The organism is Streptomyces sp. NPDC001933 (assembly GCF_042890955.1).
GTDB lineage: Bacteria > Actinomycetota > Actinomycetes > Streptomycetales > Streptomycetaceae > Streptomyces.
Map to the genome: position 1 here is coordinate 22,398 of NZ_JBIASS010000021.1, position 20,860 is coordinate 43,257.

Here is a 20,860-nt window from a genome sequence, read left to right on the forward strand (position 1 = left end):
GCGCCCTTTGCCTCGTACGCCGTTTGCGGGCCGTCCCGTGCGGTGACAACACAGGTGAGGGGAACGGAAGTTGTCCGCTGCCCCCGACCGGAGAACCGATCGGCACAGCCCGGAAGGCACACGCAGCCATGGCGCTCGCGAAGCCCGAACCGAGCGGGCTGCTGTCACAGCGGACCGAACCGCTGCGCGGCACACTCGCAACCACCGCCTGCATGGAGACGCTCCAGGTGGGCTATCTGCACGCGGTCGCGGCCGCGGCGGGGTGCTCCCTGTCGCAGCCCTTCCCCGACAACGGCATCGACTGGCACGTCAGCCACGGCGCGCCGGGCCATGCCGTGGACGACGAAGTGACCATAAAGGTCCAGCTCAAATGCACGTACCAGATCCCGCCGAACCCGCCGGGACCGACATTCGCCTTCACGCTCGACAACGCCCACCTCGTCAAGCTCGCCCGGACACCGGTGTCGGTGCACAAGATCCTCGTGGTGATGATCGTGCCGCGCAGCCAGGACGACTGGCTGCGCGCCGGGCACGACCGGCTCGACCTGCGGCACTGCTGCTACTGGACCAACCTGGCCGGCCACGCGGTGACGGGCCGGCACCGGACCACCGTGCGGATCCCCACCTCGCGCATCTTCGACGACCGGGCGCTCTGCGAGATCATGACCCGCGTAGGGGCGGGAGGGAGACCTTGATGCACCGGCCGATGGGCACATACGACGACTACGGTGACTGCGCTGACGGAACGATCCCGTCAGCCACCCGCCCGCACCCCGCCGAGTCCGCGGGGCCGTGGCCCGATGCTCCCGGGCTCCCGGGAGGCGTCCCGGACCCGGCCCGGGTCGACCCCGCCGTCCTCGGCGCCCTGCTCGGCCGGCACGGCTGGCGGCGCCGGGGCGGGGCTGCCGGGCGCTACAGCCGGTGGACCCCGCCGGGCCCACCCGCCCCGCCGGGCGGCGCGACGAGCCTCCTGGTCCCCGACACCACCGCCTTCCCCGACAGCGAGGACCTCCTCGCCGAGGCGCTGACCGCGCTCGCCCGCAGCGCCGCGCCCTCCGCCCGCGAGGTACTGGTCTCGCTCGCCGTGCCCAGCGACGAGATCCGCTGGTGGCGCGAGGTCCCCGAGACGGTCGCGGGCGCGGCGGCCTGGGCCGGGGCCGAGCGGCTGCACACCGCCGCCCGGCAGATACTGCTCGCCGGAGCCCTCGCCGTACGCGCGAACACCGGCTACCACGGCGCACGCCACCGCCGCAGGGCCAGGGCCGCGCTCGACGGCATCCTCGTCGGGCCCGCGCCCGGCGGCCGGGAGCTCGCCGCGTTCCTGCCGGTCGAACCGGGCCGTGCCGTCGCCGTACGACTCCACCAGGCGCTGCACGCCGCCCGGGAGGCCGTGGACTACCAGCGGGCCACCGGCGGCTACGAAGCCTTCGAAACCGCCGTCGAGGCGGGCGTCAGCCGGGAGCTGACCGAGGCCGTCGTCGCACTCGTCCAGGGCTCGGAAGGGGCCGGGATCGCCCTGGAGTGGGCGCCCGCCGCCGGTACCCCCGAGGGCTGCCCGGCCCGGCCCGAGCCGGTGGAGTTCTCCCCCGGCGATCTGCCGGCCCTGCGCCGGGCGGGCGCCCGCTACCTCCACGACGAGCCCGCCGTGACGGTACGGATCACCGGTGCCGTCGTCCGGATGCGCCGCTCGGCACCGCGCGGCCCCGGGATCGTGCGGCTACGGGTGCTGGCGGGCGCCGAGGTGCCGCACGTACGGCTGGAGCTGGACGAGGAGGCGTACCGGATCGCCGGCCACGCCCATCTGGTGGGGCTGCCGATCCGGGTGGAGGGCAGGCTGGAGAGCCGCGGCGGCTTCCGGCGGCTGTCGAGGACCTCGCACGTCGTGCCCGTGCAGGTCGACGAGGCGGAGCGGGACCGGCTGATGAAGTCGCTCCAGGAGAACGTCGACCTTTTCGAGGAGGCGTGCACCGGCGAATAGGGCGCTGGGGGAGGGCCCTGCGGGGGAGCGGTGGGGCCGGCTGCCCGAACCGTTTCGCAGAGGGGGCCCGCTCCTCGGTACGATTCGTATCGCACGCGCACTACGCATGCGTGCGTTCCCCCTGAGTCAGGAGAGACCGGTGTCAGACGTCCGTGTGATCATCCAACGCGATTCCGAGCGGGAAGAGCGCGTGGTGACGACGGGCACTACGGCAGCCGAGCTCTTTCCCGGCGAGCGCACCGTCGTCGCCGCCCGGGTCGCCGGTGAGCTGAAGGACCTCGCGTACGCCGTCGCCGACGGCGAGGTCGTCGAGCCCGTCGAGATCTCCTCCGAGGACGGCCTGAACATCCTGCGGCACTCCACCGCGCACGTCATGGCGCAGGCCGTGCAGCAGCTCTTCCCCGAGGCCAAGCTCGGCATCGGTCCGCCGGTCAAGGACGGCTTCTACTACGACTTCGACGTCGAGAAGCCCTTCACTCCCGAGGACCTCAAGGCCATCGAGAAGAAGATGCAGGAGATCCAGAAGCGGGGCCAGAAGTTCTCCCGCCGGGTCGTGACGGACGAGGCCGCCCGCGAGGAGCTGGCCGACGAGCCGTACAAGCTGGAGCTCATCGGAATCAAGGGCTCCGCGTCCTCGGACGACGGCGCGGACGTCGAGGTGGGCGGCGGCGAGCTGACCATCTACGACAACCTCGACCCGAAGACCGGCGACCTGTGCTGGAAGGACCTCTGCCGGGGCCCGCACCTGCCGACCACCCGGTTCATCCCGGCGTTCAAGCTGATGCGCAACGCCGCGGCGTACTGGCGGGGCAGCGAGAAGAACCCGATGCTCCAGCGCATCTACGGCACCGCGTGGCCCACCAAGGACGAGCTCAAGGCCCACCTGGAGTTCCTGGAGGAGGCCGCCAAGCGCGACCACCGCAAGCTCGGCAACGAGCTGGACCTCTTCTCCTTCCCGGACGAGATCGGCCCCGGTCTCGCGGTCTTCCACCCCAAGGGCGGCATCATCCGCCGCGCCATGGAGGACTACTCGCGCCGCCGGCACGAGGAGGAGGGCTACGAGTTCGTCTACTCCCCGCACGCCACCAAGGGCAAGCTCTTCGAGAAGTCCGGCCACCTGGACTGGTACGCCGACGGCATGTACCCACCCATGCAGCTCGACGACGGGGTGGACTACTACCTCAAGCCGATGAACTGCCCGATGCACAACCTGATCTTCGACGCGCGCGGGCGCTCCTACCGTGAACTGCCGCTGCGCCTCTTCGAGTTCGGCACGGTGTACCGGTACGAGAAGTCCGGCGTGGTGCACGGTCTGACCCGCTCGCGAGGCTTCACGCAGGACGACGCGCACATCTACTGCACCAAGGAGCAGATGGCCGAGGAGCTCGACCGGACGCTCACCTTCGTCCTGAACCTGCTCCGCGACTACGGTCTGACCGACTTCTACCTGGAGCTCTCCACCAAGGACCCGGAGAAGTTCGTCGGCTCTGACGAGATCTGGGAAGAGGCCACCGAGACGCTGCGCCAGGTCGCCGAGAAGCAGGGCCTGCCGCTGGTCCCGGACCCGGGCGGCGCCGCGTTCTACGGCCCGAAGATCTCGGTGCAGTGCAAGGACGCCATCGGCCGTACCTGGCAGATGTCGACCGTGCAGCTCGACTTCAACCTCCCGGAGCGCTTCGACCTGGAGTACACCGGCCCGGACGGCACCAAGCAGCGCCCGGTCATGATCCACCGCGCTCTGTTCGGTTCCATCGAGCGCTTCTTCGCGGTGCTCCTGGAGCACTACGCGGGTGCGTTCCCGGTGTGGCTGGCCCCGGTCCAGGCGGTCGGCATCCCGATCGGCGACGCGCACATCCCGTACCTCCAGGAGTTCGCGGCCAAGGCCCGGAAGAAGGGGCTGCGGGTCGACGTGGACGCCTCCTCCGACCGGATGCAGAAGAAGATCCGCAACCAGCAGAAGGCCAAGGTGCCCTTCATGATCATCGCGGGCGACGAGGACATGGCCAACGGCGCCGTCTCCTTCCGCTACCGCGACGGATCGCAGGAGAACGGCATCCCGGTCGAGGACGCCATCGCCAAGATCCAGAAGGCCGTCGAGGACCGCGTACAGGTCTGACGGGCACATCGCGGGTGAGAGGCCCCCGGAGAGCTACCAGCTCTCCGGGGGCCTCTTCTCGTCCTCCCGCCGGAAGACCTGGAGCAGCCACGACGAGAACGACCCCGTCACCGCCCCCAGCAGCGCCAGCCCGCAGACCATCAGGCCCGCGGCGACGACCCGGCCGCCCGGAGTGACGGGCACCGCGTCCCCGTACCCCACCGTCGTGAGCGTCTCGCACGCCCACCACACCGCGTCGCCGAAGGTATGGATCGTGGAATCCGGGACCTTGTGCTCCTGGTGGTAGACCGCGAGCGACGCGGAGAAACCGAGCAGCAGGGAGGACGCGCCGGCGTAGCTGATCACGCGGGCGTACAGGCTCAGCCGCGGCTGCTCCCGGCGCTGCTGGACCGCGGTGTAGACCCGGATCAGGCGCAGCGGCCGCAGCAGCGGAAGCAGCAGCACCAGCGTGTCCAGCCAGTGGACCCGGAAGAAGCGGTGGCGAAGGCCGCTGAGCCGGAACCGTACGACGTAGTCCGCCACGAAGACGAGCCAGGTGGCGCCGACCAGGACCAGGGCGAGGTCCCGCCAGGGCTCGGTGTCCTCGGGGACGAGGACGCGGACCGCGTAGCCGAGCAGGAAGAGCAGGGAGAAGCCGAGGAGCGGCACCTCGGTGCGCTGCTCCCAGTGCCGTAGGCGTTCAGGGGTGGAGTCGGCGGACCGGTCGCTCATCGCCTCAGCATCTCCGTACGCCGACGGGTGTGGCCCCGGCGACACGCACCCCGGGAGTGAAGCAATATGCTGATCGCCATGACGAGTGAGCCGGAGCAGCAGATCGGAGTGGGAACGCCCGATGCGTTCCAGCGCCTGTGGACGCCCCACCGGATGGCGTACATCCAGGGCGAGAACAAGCCGACCGGCCCGGAGGCCGGCGACGGCTGTCCGTTCTGCGGGATCCCGTCGAGTTCGGACGAGGACGGGCTCGTCGTCGCCCGCGGCAAGCACGTGTACGCCGTGCTGAACCTGTATCCGTACAACGGCGGCCATCTGATGGTGGTGCCTTACCGGCATGTCGCGGACTACACGGAGCTGGACGGTCCGGAGACCATGGAGCTGGCCGATTTCACCAAGCGGGCGATGGTGGCCCTGCGGACGGCCTCGGGGGCGCACGGATTCAACATCGGCATGAACCAGGGTTCGGTGGCGGGTGCCGGCATCGCGGCCCATCTGCACCAGCATCTGGTGCCGCGCTGGGGTGGTGACACCAACTTCATGCCGGTGGTCGGCCACACGAAGGTACTGCCGCAGCTGCTCGCCGACACCCGCAAGATGCTGGCCGACGCCTGGCCGGAGGGCTGATCCCGGCAGTGGTTCGCGCGAGGGCCGCCCGGCCGATTTCCGGCCGGGGCGGCCCTCTCGCCTGTCCGGCCCTGGTCAGGGCAGGCCCCGTCGCGTCGGGGTGCCCGGTCCTGGTCCGCCGGGCAGGCCCTGTCGCGTCGGGGCGACCGGCTACGCGTCGTACAGATCGGCCTTGCGCGGGGTCGGGTCTTGTACCGCGCCGCTCAGTATCATCGAGCGGTTGTCGAAGCGCTCGGTGTCGACGCCGTTCTCGTCGAGGACGCGCAGGGCGGCGCTGTGGACGGCGCGCAGTACCGGCGTCGCGGCCCGCATCGCGTCGTCCGCCATGAAGCGGTGGCGCCACGGCTTCTCGGCCCAGGCGTGGCGCAGACCGAACGGCTCGGGCAGGGCGATCTTACCGCCCAGGTAGTCCAGCAGCGGCGGGTACCAGGTGAACGGGGCGCGCAGGGCGAGCCGGACGACCTCGCTGGATTCGACCAGTGGGAGCGTGATGTCGCGGGTCTCCCAGAACCGGACGGTCTTGTTGACCGTCTTGGTCTTGGCCGCGGGCTTGCTGGTGAAGAGCGAGTGGACCGGGCCCAGCGCATGCCCGGTGACCTCGATGCGCAGCGTTTCGTAGAGCACCGTGACCGTGATCATCATCGTGATGACCAACTGGCCGTCCCAGAGGGTGAACTGGACCCCCAGATAGTGCCGGTCACCGCCGCCGAACTGCTGGTGGTTGCAGATCCGCTGTATCTCGTGCGGCTTGACCTGGAAGGTGGCGACGTCCTCGCCGGCGGGGCGGGAGACCGAGTCGGCGTTCTCCCCGACGGGGGACACGATCCAGTGGGTGACCGACGGAGTGGGGAACCCGCCGGTGTTCAGCGGGCCGCGCTCCAGCACCTTGAGCTGGTCGTGGATGGCCCGGATCAGGTCCCAGCTGCGGAACTGGTGGAATTCCTTGCCGGGTTCCTTGGAGACCAGCTCCTCGGCCAGCTGCCAGCTGCCCCAGCGCGTGCCCATGCCGAGGATTCCCTTGGGGCCCGCGTAGAAGACCGAGTTGGACTGCTGCTCGGCGGTGAGCTTCTCCAGGCCCTGGCGGAGCGCCTCGCGGGAGGTCTCGTTGGGGTTCTTCGGCACGGCCTCGGGGATCTTGGCGCTGACGCCGCCGCCGGAGAGCAGCCCTTCCCAACGGGCGCGCATGTCCTTGGCGGAGGACTCGGCGATCCGTTTGGCGATGAACCAGCCGATGGCGGGGGCCACGATCATCAGGCGGACGTAGAGCGCCAGGAACCCGGTGAGCGGCAGGCCCACCAGGAAGACCAGCGCCACGATGCCGATGATCGGGAGCAGCGCGCCGCCCAGGGCGGAGAGCGCCTTGTCCTTGGTGTTGCCCAGGTAGTCGCGCAGACGGAACGCGAGTACCCACAGGATCATGCCGGGCAGGAAGAGGAAGCCGAACAGGGCGGTGACGGCGGTGAGTTTGGTGTCGCGGCTCTTGCGGAGGCGGGTCGCGGAGAGACAGTGCTCGACGACGGTCTGCGGGTCCGTCCCGAAGGACTGGATGAGGGCCTTTCGGGCCCCGCCCAGCATGCGTTCCTGAACGGCGCGGGAGAACGCCTCACCGAGATTGGGCTTGAAATAGTCGGACTTGAAGAGCTTGGAACGGCCCACCTTGACTTCGGACTTGTGCCACTCGCTGTTGGCTTCAAGGATCTTCTCCACCGGGCTGTCACGGTACGCGGCGGAGGCGAGGGCGTTCGTCGCCACCGCCTGTCCGCCCGAACCCTGGAGCGGGATCTGCGCTCCGGGAGAGAAATCGAATCCGTCGCTGGCCACTGTCGCCCCCACTCGCCGCCGAGGAACTGCTCCTGCGGCTGTTTCCCAACTGCCGTGCCTGGCACACCTTCTGAGCTGGGACCAAAGCGTATCGTCCGGATCGCTGCGCCGCCCGCCCCTGTGGACAAAGACGGGCGGCATGGCCGGTCACGAGTCGATCGGGTTGTTCTCCTGCTGTCCCCGGAGGCGTTCGGCGAGCTGTGGGGGCATCGCTTCGTGCCGGGCGTACGCCCGGTCGAACCGGCCGGCGCCATGGGAGAGGGAGCGCAGGTCGACCGCGTACCTGCCGATCTCCAGCTCGGGCACCTCGGCCCGTACGAGGGTGCGGCCGGCGCCGGACTGCTCGGTTCCGATCACTCTGCCGCGCCGCCCGGACAGATCGCTCATCACCGGCCCGACATAGTCGTCGGGGACCAGGACCCGGACCTCGGCGACAGGTTCGAGGAGCTGGATGCGGGTGTCCGCGGCGGCCTCGCGCAGGGCCAGCGCGCCCGCGGTCTGGAACGCCGCGTCGGAGGAGTCCACCGAATGCGACTTGCCGTCCCGCAGCGTGACGCGTACGTCGACGAGCGGATGGCCGGCCGCGACACCTCGGGCGGCCTGGGCGCGCACGCCCTTCTCGACGGACGGGATGAACTGACGGGGCACCGCTCCGCCGACCACCTTGTCGACGAATTCGATGCCCGACCCCGCGGGCAGCGGCTCCACGTCGATCTCGCAGATGGCGTACTGGCCGTGGCCGCCGGACTGCTTCACATGCCGGCCGCGCCCGGTCGACGGGGCGGCGAAGGTCTCGCGGAGCGACACCTTGTGCGGTACGGCGTCGACCTGGACGCCGTAACGGCTGCGCAGCCGGTCCAGCGCCACGTCCTGGTGGACCTCGCCCAGGCACCACAGCACCACCTGGTGGGTGTCCTGGTTCTGTTCCAGGCGCATGGTCGGATCCTCGGCGACCAGCCGGGCGAGCCCTTGGGAGAGCTTGTCCTCGTCCGCCTTGCTGTGCGCCTCGATGGCGAGCGGCAGCAGCGGGTCCGGCGTGGTCCAGGGCTCCAGCAGCAGCGGCAGCTCCGGGGCGGAGAGGGTGTCCCCGGTCTCGGCGCCGCCCAGCTTGGCGACGCTGACCAGATCCCCCGCGCCGCACGCGGTGACCGGGCGCTGCTGCTTGCCGAACGGGGAGGAGAGCGCGCCGACGCGGACCTCGGCCTCGTGGAAGGGGCGGGGCTCGCGGCCGGGGTCGGTGAGGCCGTGGCCGAAGACGTGGACGGTCTCGTCGGGACGCAGGGTGCCGGAGAAGACGCGTACCAGCGAGACCCGGCCGACGTACGGGTCGGAGGCCGTCTTGACGACTTCGGCGACGAGCGGGCCGTCCGGGTCGCAGGTCAGGTCCGGCCGTGACGCCCCGTGCAGGGAGGTGACGTCGGGGAGGGGGTGCTCCATCGGGGTCGGGAAACCGCCGGTGATCAGGTCCAGCAGCTCGACGGTGCCGACGCCCTGGCGGGCACCCGGGGCGGCGGGGGCCGCGGTGAGGACCGGATGGAAGGAGCCCCGGGCCACGGCGCGCTCCAGATCGTCGACGAGCGTCCTGATGTCGACCTCGGCCCCGTCGAGGTAGCGGTCCATCAGGGTCTCGTCCTCGCTCTCGGCGATGATCCCCTCGACCAGCCGGTTGCGGGCCTCCTGGAGCGCCGGCCGCTGGTCGTCGGCGGGCGGGTTCTCCCACCGCTCGCCCGAGGAGTAGTCGAAGATCCGCTGGGTGAGGAGTCCGGTGAGCCCGGTGAGCGGGGCGTGGCCGTCGGCGCCCTCGGCGCCGTGGACGGGCAGATAGAGCGGGAGCACCGCGTCGGGGTCGTCGCCGCCGAACATCTCGCCGCAGATCCGGGTCATCTCGTCGAACGAGGTGCGTGCCGTGTCCAGGTGGGTGACGACGATGGCGCGCGGCATGCCGACGGCCGCGCACTCCTCCCAGACGGCCCGGGTGGCGCCCGCCACCGCGTCGGCCTCCTGGGCGGCGGACACGATGAAAAGGGCCGCGTCCGCCGCCCGCAGACCGGCCCTGAGTTCCCCGACGAAATCGGCGTAGCCGGGGGTGTCCAGAAGATTGATCCGGTACCCGCCCCAGTCGACGGGGACCACGGAGAGCTGTACGGAGCGCTGCTGGCGGTGTTCGATCTCGTCGTAGTCGGAGACGGTGGCGCCGTCCTCGACCCGGCCGGCCCGGTTGACCGCGCCCGCGGTCAGCGCGAGGGCCTCGACGAGGGTGGTCTTTCCGGAGCCGCTGTGGCCGACCAGCACCACATTCCGTACGGATGAGGGCCGGCCGGCCGTCGCTGCCCTGCCGGCGGCCCCGGTGTGTGCGTGTGCCTTGTCGCCCATGATGCGTGCCTCCCAGGTAGTGGTGCGAAGCGGAGGGAATACCGACGCGATGCGGGGAGAGGGGAGAGCTGTACGGGCACTGGGGAGCCGCCGCGGCGGCTGCGCGCGACGCCCGCGGTAATTCGAGCTTTCCACTCGGGCCGGGCCGCGTCCATACATGGCACTCCGCCGCACGACGCCGGGTGCCCGGACGGTGGACTCCGGCGGGCGTGACTACGATGGGCCAGCCGGTGGCCGTAGGGGCCGCTCGGCCCACCGACCCTCGGGAAGGCCATGCTGAACAAGTACGCGCGTGCATTTTTTACGCGTGTCCTCACACCGTTCGCCGCACTGCTGCTCCGTCTCGGCGTGAGCCCTGACGCGGTCACTCTGATCGGTACGGCCGGGGTGATGGCAGGTGCGCTGGTCTTCTTCCCGATGGGGGAGTTCTTCTGGGGCACGATCGTCATCACGATCTTCGTCTTCTCCGACCTCGTCGACGGCAACATGGCCCGGCAGGCCGGTATCTCCAGCCGCTGGGGCGCGTTCCTGGACTCGACCCTGGACCGGGTCGCCGACGGGGCGATCTTCGGCGGATTCGCGCTCTGGTACGCGGGCAGCGGCGACGACAACGTGCTCTGCGCGGTCGCGATCTTCTGCCTGGCCAGCGGCCAGGTGGTCTCGTACACGAAGGCGCGCGGCGAGTCGATCGGACTGCCGGTGGCGGTCAACGGTCTCGTGGAGCGCGCCGAGCGGCTGGTGATCTCGCTGGTCGCGGCCGGGCTCGCGGGCCTGCACGAGTTCGGCGTCCCCGGGGTCGAGGTCCTGCTGCCGATCGCGCTGTGGATCGTCGCCGTGGGCAGCCTGGTGACGCTGGTGCAGCGGGTCGTGACCGTGCGCCGCGAGTCCGCCGAGGCCGATGCGGCCGAGGCCGCCGCCGCGGGGCCGGGGAGCGGGACCGACCGGTGAGCGACGACCGGGCACAGCCGCGCGAGGGCCTGCGGGACCGGCTGACCGACAGGCTGTACGGGCTCGGCTGGAGCGCCGTCAAGAAGCTCCCCGAGCCGGTCGCCCGGACACTCTTCCGCACCATCGCCGACCAGGTGTGGAAGCGGCGCGGCAAGAGCGTGCTGCGGCTGGAGTCGAATCTGGCACGGGTCGTGCCCGGGGCGTCACCGGCCCGGCTGGCCGAGCTCTCCAAGGCCGGGATGCGCTCGTACATGCGCTACTGGATGGAGTCGTTCCGGCTGCCCACCTGGAGTCCGGCGCGGATCAAGGCGTCGATAGACGTGACAGACGCGCACCGGCTGACCGACGGCCTCGACGCTGGCCGCGGCGTCATCCTCGCCCTGCCGCACCTGGGGAACTGGGACCTGGCGGGAGCCTGGGTCACCACCGATCTCAAGGTGCCCTTCACCACGGTCGCCGAGCGCCTCAAGCCCGAGACCCTGTACGACCGGTTCGTGGCCTATCGCGAGGGGCTCGGCATGGAGGTCCTGCCGCACAGCGGCGGGGCGGCCTTCGGCACCCTGGCGAGGCGGCTGCGCGCGGGCGGGCTGGTCTGCCTGGTCGCCGACCGCGATCTGTCCGCCTCCGGCGTCGAGGTGACGTTCTTCGGCGACACCGCGAGGATGCCAGCCGGTCCCGCGCTGCTGGCCCAGCAGACCGGGGCGCTGCTGCTGCCGGTGACGCTGAGCTACGACGACACGCCCGTGATGAAGGCGCGGATCCATCCGCCGGTCGAACTGCCGGAGTCAGGTGACCGCACGGAGAAGACGTCCTCGATGACACAGGCGCTGGCCGATGCCTTCGCCGTCGGAATCGCCGATCATCCGGAGGACTGGCACATGCTGCAACGGCTCTGGCTCGCCGATCTGGAGCCCCGGGAGGACCGGACGTGAAGATCGGCATCGTCTGCCCGTACTCCTGGGACGTACCGGGCGGTGTGCAGTTCCACATCCGGGACCTGGCCGAGCACCTGATCCGGCTGGGCCACCAGGTGTCCGTACTGGCGCCCGCCGACGACGAGACGCCGCTGCCGCCGTACGTGGTGTCGGCGGGCCGGGCCGTGCCCGTCCCGTACAACGGCTCCGTCGCCCGGCTGAACTTCGGCTTCCTCTCGGCCGCCCGGGTGCGCCGCTGGCTGCACGACGGCACCTTCGACGTGATCCACATCCACGAGCCGACCTCGCCGTCGCTGGGGCTGCTCGCCTGCTGGGCCGCGCAGGGGCCGATCGTCGCCACGTTCCACACGTCCAACCCGCGCTCCCGGGCCATGATCGCGGCGTACCCGATCCTCCAGCCGGCCCTGGAGAAGATCAGCGCGCGCATCGCGGTGAGCGAGTACGCGCGCCGCACCCTGGTCGAGCACCTGGGCGGCGACGCGGTCGTCATCCCGAACGGGGTCGATGTCGGCTTCTTCGCCGCCGCCGAGCCCAAGGCCGAGTGGCAGGGCGGGACGATCGGCTTCATCGGGCGCATCGATGAGCCCCGCAAGGGCCTGCCGGTCCTGATGCGGGCACTGCCCGCGATCCTGGAGGCCCGCCCTGACACCCGGCTGCTGGTGGCCGGCCGGGGCGACGAGGAGGAGGCCGTCGCCTCGCTGCCCGGGGCGATGCGCGAGCGGGTCGAATTCCTCGGCATGGTGAGCGACGAGGACAAGGCGCGGCTGCTGCGCAGCGTCGATGTGTACGTGGCGCCCAACACCGGGGGCGAGAGCTTCGGGATCATCCTGGTCGAGGCCATGTCGGCCGGCGCGCCGGTCCTCGCCAGCGACCTGGACGCGTTCGCGCAGGTGCTGGACCTGGGCGCGGCCGGCGAACTCTTCGCCAACGAGGACGCGGACGCGCTGGCCGCGGCGGCGATCCGGCTGCTCGGGGACCCGGAGCGGCGTGCGGAGCTGCGCGAGCGGGGCACCGTGCATGTGCGCCGGTTCGACTGGTCGACGGTCGGGGCGGACATCCTCGCGGTGTACGAGACGGTGACGGACGGCGCGGCCTCGGTGGCGGCCGACGAACGCACGGGGCTGCGCGCACGGTTCGGTCTGGCGCGGGAGTAGCGGACCGGGGGCCGCGGTCCCGGCCCGTACCCGGACCGCCACGCCGTCCGTGCCCCACCGGTAGCCTTGCCGCCCGTGATCGAAACCCTCATCTGGATCGCCGTCGCGATCGTCGCGATCGGTATGTACCTCAGCTGGACCGCCGGACGGCTGGACCGGCTGCACACCCGCATCGACGCCGCACGGGCCGCGCTCGACGCGCAACTCCTGCGCCGTGCGTCGGTCACCCAGGAACTGGCCACCTCCGGTGTCCTCGATCCGGCCGCCTCCATCGTCCTGTACGAGGCCGCGCACGCCGCCCGCCAGGCGGAGGAGGAGCACCGCGAGGTCGCGGAGAGCGAACTGAGCGCCGCGCTGCGGGCGGTCTTCGGCGAGACGGCGCAGGTGGAGACCGTGAAGGAGATCCCCGGCGGTGAGGAGGCGGCGCTCGAACTCGCCGCCGCCGTGCGCCGTGTCCCGATGGCCCGGCGGTTCCACAACGACGCGGTGCGCGCGGCGCGCGCGCTGCGCCGGCACCGCAAGGTGCGGTGGTTCCGGCTGGCCGGACACGCCCCCTTCCCGCTGGCCTTCGAGATGGACGACGAACCCCCGGTGGCCCTGGCGGACCGCCCCGTCAGCTGACCGGACCGCCGTATTCGCGCGTGACGGGGGCCACATGTCATCCCGTACGCGCTCAAAACGATCCACCGGCCTGCCATTGGCCCTTGCAGTGGACTGTTCGCGGAGAGTTTGCTCAGCACAGCGCCAAGCAGCGCTTCTCAGCAACTTTTTCTCCGAGTGAGGTCGACCCATGTCCACGCTTCCCACCACCCCGCAGTCCGCAGACTCCCCGGCCACCGGCACCGCGCGCGTCAAGCGCGGCATGGCCGAGCAGCTCAAGGGCGGCGTGATCATGGACGTCGTCAACGCCGAGCAGGCGAAGATCGCCGAGGACGCGGGCGCCGTGGCCGTCATGGCCCTGGAGCGGGTTCCGGCCGACATCCGCAAGGACGGCGGCGTGGCCCGGATGTCGGACCCGAACATGATCGAGGAGATCATCGAGGCCGTCTCCATCCCGGTGATGGCGAAGTCGCGCATCGGCCACTTCGTCGAGGCCCAGGTCCTTCAGTCCCTCGGCGTCGACTACATCGACGAGTCCGAGGTCCTGACCCCGGCCGACGAGGTCAACCACAGCGACAAGTTCGCCTTCACCACCCCGTTCGTCTGCGGCGCCACCAACCTGGGCGAGGCGCTGCGCCGGATCGCCGAGGGTGCGGCCATGATCCGCTCGAAGGGTGAGGCCGGCACCGGCAACGTCGTCGAGGCCGTCCGCCACCTGCGCCAGATCAAGAACGAGATCGCCCGCCTGCGCGGCTACGACAACAACGAGCTGTACGCCGCCGCCAAGGAGCTCCGCGCCCCGTACGAGCTGGTCAAGGAGGTCTCGGAGCTCGGCAAGCTGCCCGTGGTGCTGTTCTCCGCGGGCGGTGTCGCCACCCCCGCCGACGCCGCGCTGATGCGCCAGCTCGGCGCCGAGGGCGTCTTCGTCGGCTCCGGCATCTTCAAGTCCGGCGACCCGGCCAAGCGCGCCGCCGCGATCGTGAAGGCCACCACCTTCTACGACGACCCGAAGATCATCGCGGACGCCTCCCGGAACCTGGGCGAGGCCATGGTCGGCATCAACTGCGACACCCTGCCCGAGGCCGAGCGCTACGCCAACCGCGGCTGGTAGTCACTGATGAGCGACACCCCTGTGATCGGAGTCCTGGCTCTCCAGGGCGACGTACGGGAACACCTGATCGCCCTGGCCTCGGCTGACGCCCTGGCCAGGCCGGTCCGGCGTCCCGAGGAACTCGCCGAGGTCGACGGCCTGGTCATCCCCGGTGGCGAGTCCACCACGATGTCCAAGCTGGCGTCCCTGTTCGGCATGCTGGAACCGCTGCGCGAGCGGGTACGGGCCGGAATGCCGGTCTACGGCACCTGCGCCGGAATGATTCTGCTCGCCGACAAGATCCTCGACCCGCGTTCGGGCCAGGAGACGGTCGGCGGGATCGACATGATCGTGCGCCGCAACGCCTTCGGGCGGCAGAACGAGTCCTTCGAGGCGGCCGTCGAGGTCGCCGGCATCGAGGGCGGACCCGTGGAGGGCGTGTTCATCCGCGCCCCCTGGGTGGAGTCGGTCGGCGCTCAGGCCAAGGTGGTGGCGGAGCACGGCGGTCATATCGTCGCCGTACGTCAGGGAAACGCCCTGGCCACGTCTTTCCACCCGGAATTGACCGGAGACCATCGCGTTCACGCGCTGTTCGTGGACATGGTGCGCGCAGTCGGCTGACTCGATCCCGGTAGGATCTCTCGGGTTCGAATCGTTTTTGGTGACGCGAAGGAGAAGGCAGATGTCCGGCCACTCTAAATGGGCTACGACGAAGCACAAGAAGGCCGTGATTGACGCCAAGCGCGGCAAGCTCTTCGCGAAGCTGATCAAGAACATCGAGGTCGCGGCCCGCACCGGCGGTGTGGATCCCGAGGGAAACCCCACCCTCGTGGACGCGATCCAGAAGGCGAAGAAGAGCTCCGTACCGAACAAGAACATCGACTCCGCGGTCAAGCGCGGTGGCGGTCTCGAAGCGGGCGGCGTCGATTACCAGACGATCATGTACGAGGGTTACGGCCCGAACGGTGTCGCGGTGCTCATCGAGTGCCTCACCGACAACCGCAACCGTGCCGCCTCGGACGTGCGTGTGGCGATGACCCGCAACGGCGGCTCGATGGCCGACCCGGGTTCGGTCTCGTACCTCTTCAACCGCAAGGGCGTCGTCATCGTCCCCAAGGGCGAGCTGACCGAGGACGACGTCCTGGGTGCCGTGCTCGACGCGGGCGCCGAGGAGGTCAACGACCTCGGTGACACGTACGAGGTCGTCAGCGAGGCCACCGACATGGTCGCGGTCCGTACCGCGCTGCAGGAGGCCGGTATCGACTACGACTCCGCCGAGGCCAACTTCCTGCCCACCATGCAGGTCGAGCTGGACGAAGAGGGCGCGCGCAAGATCTTCAAGCTGATCGACGCGCTGGAGGACAGCGACGACGTGCAGAACGTCTTCGCCAACTTCGACGTCTCGGACGAGGTCATGGAGAAGGTCGACGCCTGAGCCGCGCTCTGCGCAGCCTTCAGCGACGGGCCGACGGGGACACACCCCGTCGGCCCGTCGCATTGTCAGTGCGAGCCGATAGCCTGCGGGAACAGTTGACCGATCGGTACGGAGGGGGCGTCCCATGCGGGTACTGGGTGTGGACCCGGGGCTGACCCGGTGCGGTGTCGGCGTCGTCGAAGGCGTCGCCGGCCGCCCCCTGACGATGCTCGGCGTCGGCGTCGTGCGCACCCCGGCCGACGCGGAGCTGGGCCACCGGCTGGTCGCCATCGAGCGCGGCATCGAGGAATGGCTCGACGAGCACCGGCCCGAATTCGTCGCCGTGGAGCGGGTGTTCAGCCAGCACAACGTCCGTACGGTCATGGGCACCGCCCAGGCCAGCGCCGTCGCCATGCTCTGCGCGTCGCGCCGCGGCATACCCGTCGCCCTGCACACCCCCAGCGAGGTCAAGGCGGCAGTCACGGGCAGCGGCCGCGCCGACAAGGCACAGGTCGGCGCGATGGTGACCCGGCTGCTGCGGCTCGACGCCCCGCCGAAGCCGGCCGACGCGGCCGACGCCCTGGCCCTCGCCATCTGCCACATCTGGCGCGCCCCCGCCGTCAACCGCCTCCAGCAGGCCCACGCGGCGGCCGCATCCCGCACCCCGCGCGTTCCCCGTACATCCGCAGTCCCCGTCCGGAAGGTCCCCCGATGATCGCCTTCGTCAGCGGCCCCGTCGCCGCACTCGCACCGACCACGGCCGTGATCGAGGTCGGCGGCATCGGCATGGCCGTCCAGTGCGCGCCCAACACCCTCGCCGCCCTCCGGGTCGGCAAGGTGGCCCGGCTCGCCACCTCCCTCGTCGTACGGGAGGACTCGCTCACCCTCTACGGCTTCGCCGACGACGACGAGCGGCAGGTCTTCGAACTGCTCCAGACCGCCAGCGGGGTCGGACCCCGGCTCGCCCAGGCCATGCTCGCCACCCACAGCCCGGACGCCTTGCGCACCGCGGTCGCCACCGGCGACGAGAAGGCGCTCACCGCCGTCTCCGGAATCGGCAAGAAGGGCGCGCAGAAACTCCTCCTCGAACTGAAGGACAGGCTCGGCGAGCCCGTCGGCGCCCACATCGGCCGCCAGGGCATCGGCACCGCCGTCACCTCCTCCTGGCGCGATCAGCTCCAGGCCGCCCTGATCGGCCTCGGCTACGCCACCCGCGAGGCCGACGAAGCGGTCACCGCCGTCGCCCCCCAGGCCGAGGCGGCCATCGCCGAGGGCGGACAGGCCCCCGTGCCGCAGCTGCTGCGTGCCGCCCTCCAGACCCTCAACCGCGCGCGCTGACCGGAGCGCCGCACCCCGGGGACCACCCCCGACGCCGGGCCGGGCACCGCACGGCACCGAAACACCCGAGGCGGGACAGACTGAATGAACTGGGACGAGACCGGACCCGACACCGACGAGCGGCTCGACGAGCGCCTCGTCCACGCCGACGCGGACGGTGAGGACACCGCGGTCGAAGCGGCCCTGCGACCGAAGGACCTGGACGAATTCGTCGGCCAGGAGAAGGTGCGCGAACAGCTCGACCTGGTCCTCAAGGCGGCCCTGGCCCGCGGCGCCACCGCCGACCACGTCCTGCTCTCCGGCGCCCCCGGCCTCGGCAAGACCACCCTCTCCATGATCATCGCGGCCGAGATGGGCGCCCCGATCCGGATCACCTCCGGCCCCGCCATCCAGCACGCGGGCGACCTCGCCGCGATCCTCTCCTCCCTCCAGGAGGGCGAGGTCCTCTTCCTCGACGAGATCCACCGCATGTCGCGGCCGGCCGAGGAGATGCTCTACATGGCGATGGAGGACTTCCGGGTCGACGTCATCGTCGGCAAGGGCCCCGGCGCCACCGCCATCCCGCTGGAACTGCCGCCCTTCACCCTGGTCGGCGCGACCACCCGGGCCGGACTGCTGCCGCCGCCGCTGCGCGACCGCTTCGGCTTCACCGGCCACATGGAGTTCTACGCACCCACCGAGCTGGAGCGCGTCATCCACCGCTCCGCCCGCCTCCTCGACGTGGAGATAGACGCGGACGGCGCCGCCGAGATCGCCGGCCGCTCCCGGGGCACCCCCCGCATCGCCAACCGGCTGCTGCGCCGCGTCCGGGACTACGCACAGGTCAAGGCCGACGGACGGATCGACCGCCCGGTCGCCGCCACCGCCCTCGGGGTGTACGAGGTCGATGCCCGGGGCCTGGACCGGCTCGATCGCGCGGTGCTCGGCGCCCTGCTGAAGCTCTTCGGCGGCGGACCCGTCGGGCTGTCCACCCTCGCGGTCGCCGTGGGGGAGGAGCGTGAGACCGTAGAGGAGGTCGCGGAGCCCTTCCTGGTCCGGGAAGGACTGCTGGCCAGGACGCCGCGGGGGCGGGTCGCTACGCCCGCCGCCTGGGCCCATCTGGGTATCGTGCCTCCGCAGCAAGGCGGAAAGGGACAACAGGGCCTGTTCGGGGCGTGATCTGTCACAGCTTGGCCGGAGCAGGAACCACCGGGCGAGTCCGGGCGTTGTTCCATCGATGCGGACTCGCTTAGACTCCGCCGATGCCGCCCTTACAGGTCGGTGTACCCACCCCCGTAGATACAGGCCGCCTTCCAACGCGGTCGTGCGAAGGAAACTCGTCCCGTGAATCCCGTGACTCTCCTCCCCTTCATCGTGCTCATCGGGGCCATGTTCCTGATGACGCGGTCCGCCAAGAAGAAGCAGGCGGCCGCCGCCCAGATGCGCAACGAGATGCAGCCCGGCACCGGCGTCCGGACGATCGGGGGCATGTACGCCACAGTCAAGGAGCTGCACGACGACACGGTCCTCCTTGAGATCGCGCCCGGCGTCCACGCCATCTACGCCAAGAACGCCGTCGGCGCCGTCCTCGACGACGCGGAGTACAACCGCATCGTCCACGGCGACGACGAGAGCGGTCTCGACCTCGACGGTGCCGTCGTCCCCGACGACGCCTCCTCGCTGACCGAGACCGACGCCGACAAGGACGTCCCGGACGACGCCCGGATCGACCTCGGCAAGAAGGCCGACGACGCCGAGCCGAAGGACGACGAGTCCGACAAGAAGTCCGAGGGCAAGGACGACGGCGAGGCCGACGCGAAGTAACCCACGCCCGGGGATGCCGTGAGCCCACCGGCATCCGGCATTCCCCGGACCGTGCGGTCTTCTGCGGGGGCGGGTCCCCACTACACTTCGTGGCCGCTCGGGCGCGTACCCGGCGCGGGGCGGTTGGACAGGGAGAAACGAGAAGGTGGCAGCACCGAAGAAGAGCCGAGGGGCGGCCGGCGGTCAGGGCAGGCCGGGGCGTTCCCTGGCCCTGATCCTGATCGTCATGGTCGCGCTCACCGGCGGGATGTTCCTGGCCGATCAGCCGACACCACGACTGGGCATCGACCTGGCGGGCGGCACCTCGATCACGCTTGAGGCGAAGAGCGAGCCGGGCCAGGAATCGGCGATCAACAAGACCAACATGGACACCGCGGTCCAGATCATGGAACGCCGTGTCAATGGTCTTGGCGTCTCCGAGGCCGAGGTCCAGACCCAAGGCGATCGCAACATCATCGTCAACATCCCCAAGGGCACGAACTCCGCCCAGGCCCGGGAGCAGGTCGGCACCACGGCCAAGCTCTACTTCCGGCCGGTGCTGACCGTCGCCCAGGGCACGCCCACCCCGACGCCCAGCGCCTCGTCGTCCGGCAAGCCCACCCCGTCCGGCAGCCCCAGCGCCCCCACCGCCGACAAGGGCAAGTCGTCGTCGACGCCGAGCGCGAGCGCCACCACCGCGGACAACGGGAAGGCCTCGTCGACGCCGAGCGCGAGCGCCACCACCCAGGGCCGCGCGGTCACCGGCGCCCTCAAGACCGACACCACGCCCACCCCCAAGGCGAGCACCACGCCGAAGGCCGACGCCACGCCGAAGGCCGACGCCACGCCGTCGGCATCCGCCGCCGACGAGGCCGCCGCCGCCAAGCTGCAGAAGCAGTTCGCGGAGCTCGACTGCTCCAACAAGGCGTCCCGCGCCGAGGCCGCACGGGGTGCCAAGCCCACCGACACGGTCGTCGCATGCAGCTCCGAGGGTGACGCGAAGTACGTCCTCGGCCCGTCCGAGGTGTCCGGCACCGAGGTCGACAACGCCAAGGCCGGCTTCGACCAGCAGCGCGGCATGTGGATCGTCAACATGGAGTTCACCAAGAAGGGCTCCAAGCAGTTCCAGACGATCACCAAGAAGCTCTCCGCGCAGCCGTCCCCGCAGAACCAGTTCGCCATCGCCCTGGACGGCGAGGTCGTCTCCGCGCCCCAGGTGAACACCACGCTCAGCGGCAGCGCCGAGATCTCCGGCAGCTTCACCCAGCAGTCCGCCGAGGACCTGGCCAACGTGCTCTCCTACGGTGCGCTCCCGCTTTCCTTCAACGAGGCGAGCGTCACCACCGTCACCGCCGCGCTCGGCGGTGAGCAGCTCCAGGCCGGTCTGATCGCCGGTGCCATCGGTCTGGCTCTGGTGGTCATCTACCTGGTGGCCTACTACCGGGGCCTCGCGTTCATCGCGCTCCTGAGCCTTCTGGTCTCCGGCATCCTGACCTACACGATCATGTCGCTGCTCGGCCCGGCCATCGGCTTCGCGCTGAACCTCCCGGCGGTCTGCGGCGCCATCGTGGCCATCGGTATCACCGCCGACTCCTTCATCGTGTACTTCGAACGGGTCCGCGACGAGATCCGCGAGGGCCGCACGCTCCGCCCGGCCGTCGAGCGGGCCTGGCCGCGCGCCCGGCGCACCATCCTGGTCTCCGACTTCGTGTCGTTCCTCGCCGCCGCGGTGCTCTTCGTCGTCACCGTCGGCAAGGTCCAGGGCTTCGCGTTCACGCTGGGTCTCACCACCCTGCTCGACGTGGTCGTGGTGTTCCTCTTCACCAAGCCCCTCATGACGCTGATGGCCCGTACGAAGTTCTTCGCCAGCGGTCACCCGTGGTCCGGCCTGGACCCGAAGCGGCTCGGCGCCAAGCCGCCGCTGCGCCGCTCGCGCCGTGTCAACGCCCCCACTGAACCGAAGGAGGCGTGAG

At 70.7% G+C, this 20,860-nt stretch carries 19 protein-coding genes; 16 read left to right on the forward strand and 3 right to left on the reverse strand.

The window, feature by feature from the left end:
- The first annotated feature begins 128 nt into the window (after positions 1 to 128).
- The 3 genes from ACFYY7_RS36295 to thrS all read left to right on the forward strand — a co-directional run bounded on the left by ACFYY7_RS36295 (position 129) and on the right by thrS (position 4,094).
- Positions 129 to 695: a DUF4365 domain-containing protein gene (locus tag ACFYY7_RS36295; RefSeq protein WP_266735933.1), complete on the forward strand. Its 567-nt coding sequence runs from the start codon at positions 129 to 131 to the stop codon at positions 693 to 695.
- Positions 695 to 1,978 (forward strand): hypothetical protein, encoded by a 1,284-nt coding sequence (locus tag ACFYY7_RS36300; RefSeq protein WP_388668013.1) that lies wholly within the window; start codon positions 695 to 697, stop codon positions 1,976 to 1,978. Before ACFYY7_RS36295 ends, ACFYY7_RS36300 begins: the two co-directional genes overlap by 1 nt.
- Positions 1,979 to 2,117: 139 nt before the next feature.
- Positions 2,118 to 4,094, forward strand: a complete 1,977-nt coding sequence (thrS, locus tag ACFYY7_RS36305; RefSeq protein ID WP_266735929.1) for a threonine--tRNA ligase — start codon at positions 2,118 to 2,120, stop codon at positions 4,092 to 4,094.
- 33 nt (positions 4,095 to 4,127) lie between these two features.
- Here thrS and ACFYY7_RS36310 read toward each other — a convergent pair whose 3' ends face one another.
- Positions 4,128 to 4,805: a potassium channel family protein gene (locus tag ACFYY7_RS36310; RefSeq protein WP_388668014.1), complete on the reverse strand. Its 678-nt coding sequence runs from the start codon at positions 4,803 to 4,805 to the stop codon at positions 4,128 to 4,130.
- A 66-nt stretch (positions 4,806 to 4,871) separates the two neighbouring features.
- Between ACFYY7_RS36310 and ACFYY7_RS36315 the strand changes: the two genes are divergently transcribed.
- Positions 4,872 to 5,432, forward strand: a complete 561-nt coding sequence (locus tag ACFYY7_RS36315; RefSeq protein ID WP_266735925.1) for an HIT domain-containing protein — start codon at positions 4,872 to 4,874, stop codon at positions 5,430 to 5,432.
- Positions 5,433 to 5,582: 150 nt separating this feature from the next.
- Here ACFYY7_RS36315 and ACFYY7_RS36320 read toward each other — a convergent pair whose 3' ends face one another.
- Both ACFYY7_RS36320 and ACFYY7_RS36325 read right to left on the reverse strand, forming a co-directional pair.
- Positions 5,583 to 7,253 (reverse strand): hypothetical protein, encoded by a 1,671-nt coding sequence (locus tag ACFYY7_RS36320; RefSeq protein WP_388668015.1) that lies wholly within the window; start codon positions 7,251 to 7,253, stop codon positions 5,583 to 5,585.
- 147 nt (positions 7,254 to 7,400) lie between these two features.
- Positions 7,401 to 9,626 carry an elongation factor G-like protein EF-G2 gene (locus tag ACFYY7_RS36325; protein ID WP_388668016.1) on the reverse strand — a complete coding sequence of 742 codons (2,226 nt, stop codon included), beginning with the start codon at positions 9,624 to 9,626 and terminating at the stop codon, positions 7,401 to 7,403.
- 273 nt (positions 9,627 to 9,899) lie between these two features.
- On the opposite strand from ACFYY7_RS36325, the gene pgsA reads away from it, so the two are divergent.
- The 12 genes from pgsA to secD all read left to right on the forward strand — a co-directional run bounded on the left by pgsA (position 9,900) and on the right by secD (position 20,859).
- Complete coding sequence (pgsA, locus tag ACFYY7_RS36330) at positions 9,900 to 10,574, forward strand: phosphatidylinositol phosphate synthase (RefSeq protein ID WP_388668017.1); 675 nt, start codon at positions 9,900 to 9,902, stop codon at positions 10,572 to 10,574.
- Complete coding sequence (locus ACFYY7_RS36335; protein ID WP_388668018.1) at positions 10,571 to 11,506, forward strand: phosphatidylinositol mannoside acyltransferase; 936 nt, start codon at positions 10,571 to 10,573, stop codon at positions 11,504 to 11,506. The genes pgsA and ACFYY7_RS36335 overlap by 4 nt, the downstream gene beginning before the upstream one ends.
- Entirely contained in the window at positions 11,503 to 12,663 is a 1,161-nt protein-coding gene (locus ACFYY7_RS36340) for a glycosyltransferase family 4 protein (protein WP_388668019.1), read from the forward strand. Before ACFYY7_RS36335 ends, ACFYY7_RS36340 begins: the two co-directional genes overlap by 4 nt.
- A 75-nt stretch (positions 12,664 to 12,738) precedes the next feature.
- Positions 12,739 to 13,284: a hypothetical protein gene (locus tag ACFYY7_RS36345; protein ID WP_388668020.1), complete on the forward strand. Its 546-nt coding sequence runs from the start codon at positions 12,739 to 12,741 to the stop codon at positions 13,282 to 13,284.
- Between the two features lie 169 nt (positions 13,285 to 13,453).
- Positions 13,454 to 14,374, forward strand: coding sequence for a pyridoxal 5'-phosphate synthase lyase subunit PdxS (gene pdxS / locus ACFYY7_RS36350; protein WP_266735913.1), 921 nt, complete (start codon positions 13,454 to 13,456; stop codon positions 14,372 to 14,374).
- A 6-nt stretch (positions 14,375 to 14,380) separates the two neighbouring features.
- The gene (gene pdxT / locus ACFYY7_RS36355; RefSeq protein ID WP_360919940.1) at positions 14,381 to 14,974 is read left to right on the forward strand and encodes a pyridoxal 5'-phosphate synthase glutaminase subunit PdxT; all 594 of its coding nucleotides are present in this window, start codon (positions 14,381 to 14,383) and stop codon (positions 14,972 to 14,974) included.
- Between the two features lie 61 nt (positions 14,975 to 15,035).
- Positions 15,036 to 15,788 (forward strand): YebC/PmpR family DNA-binding transcriptional regulator, encoded by a 753-nt coding sequence (locus ACFYY7_RS36360; RefSeq protein WP_072484508.1) that lies wholly within the window; start codon positions 15,036 to 15,038, stop codon positions 15,786 to 15,788.
- Positions 15,789 to 15,912: 124 nt separating this feature from the next.
- Complete coding sequence (gene ruvC / locus ACFYY7_RS36365; protein ID WP_388668021.1) at positions 15,913 to 16,482, forward strand: crossover junction endodeoxyribonuclease RuvC; 570 nt, start codon at positions 15,913 to 15,915, stop codon at positions 16,480 to 16,482.
- On the forward strand, positions 16,479 to 17,105 hold the full coding sequence (ruvA, locus tag ACFYY7_RS36370) for a Holliday junction branch migration protein RuvA (protein ID WP_388668022.1): 627 nt from the start codon (positions 16,479 to 16,481) through the stop codon (positions 17,103 to 17,105). The genes ruvC and ruvA overlap by 4 nt, the downstream gene beginning before the upstream one ends.
- Positions 17,106 to 17,189: 84 nt before the next feature.
- Positions 17,190 to 18,263 (forward strand): Holliday junction branch migration DNA helicase RuvB, encoded by a 1,074-nt coding sequence (gene ruvB, locus ACFYY7_RS36375; RefSeq protein ID WP_388668023.1) that lies wholly within the window; start codon positions 17,190 to 17,192, stop codon positions 18,261 to 18,263.
- A 165-nt stretch (positions 18,264 to 18,428) separates the two neighbouring features.
- The gene (gene yajC, locus ACFYY7_RS36380) at positions 18,429 to 18,908 is read left to right on the forward strand and encodes a preprotein translocase subunit YajC (RefSeq protein WP_388668024.1); all 480 of its coding nucleotides are present in this window, start codon (positions 18,429 to 18,431) and stop codon (positions 18,906 to 18,908) included.
- 145 nt (positions 18,909 to 19,053) lie between these two features.
- Positions 19,054 to 20,859: a protein translocase subunit SecD gene (secD, locus tag ACFYY7_RS36385; RefSeq protein WP_388668025.1), complete on the forward strand. Its 1,806-nt coding sequence runs from the start codon at positions 19,054 to 19,056 to the stop codon at positions 20,857 to 20,859.
- The last annotated feature ends 1 nt before the right edge of the window (position 20,860 follow it).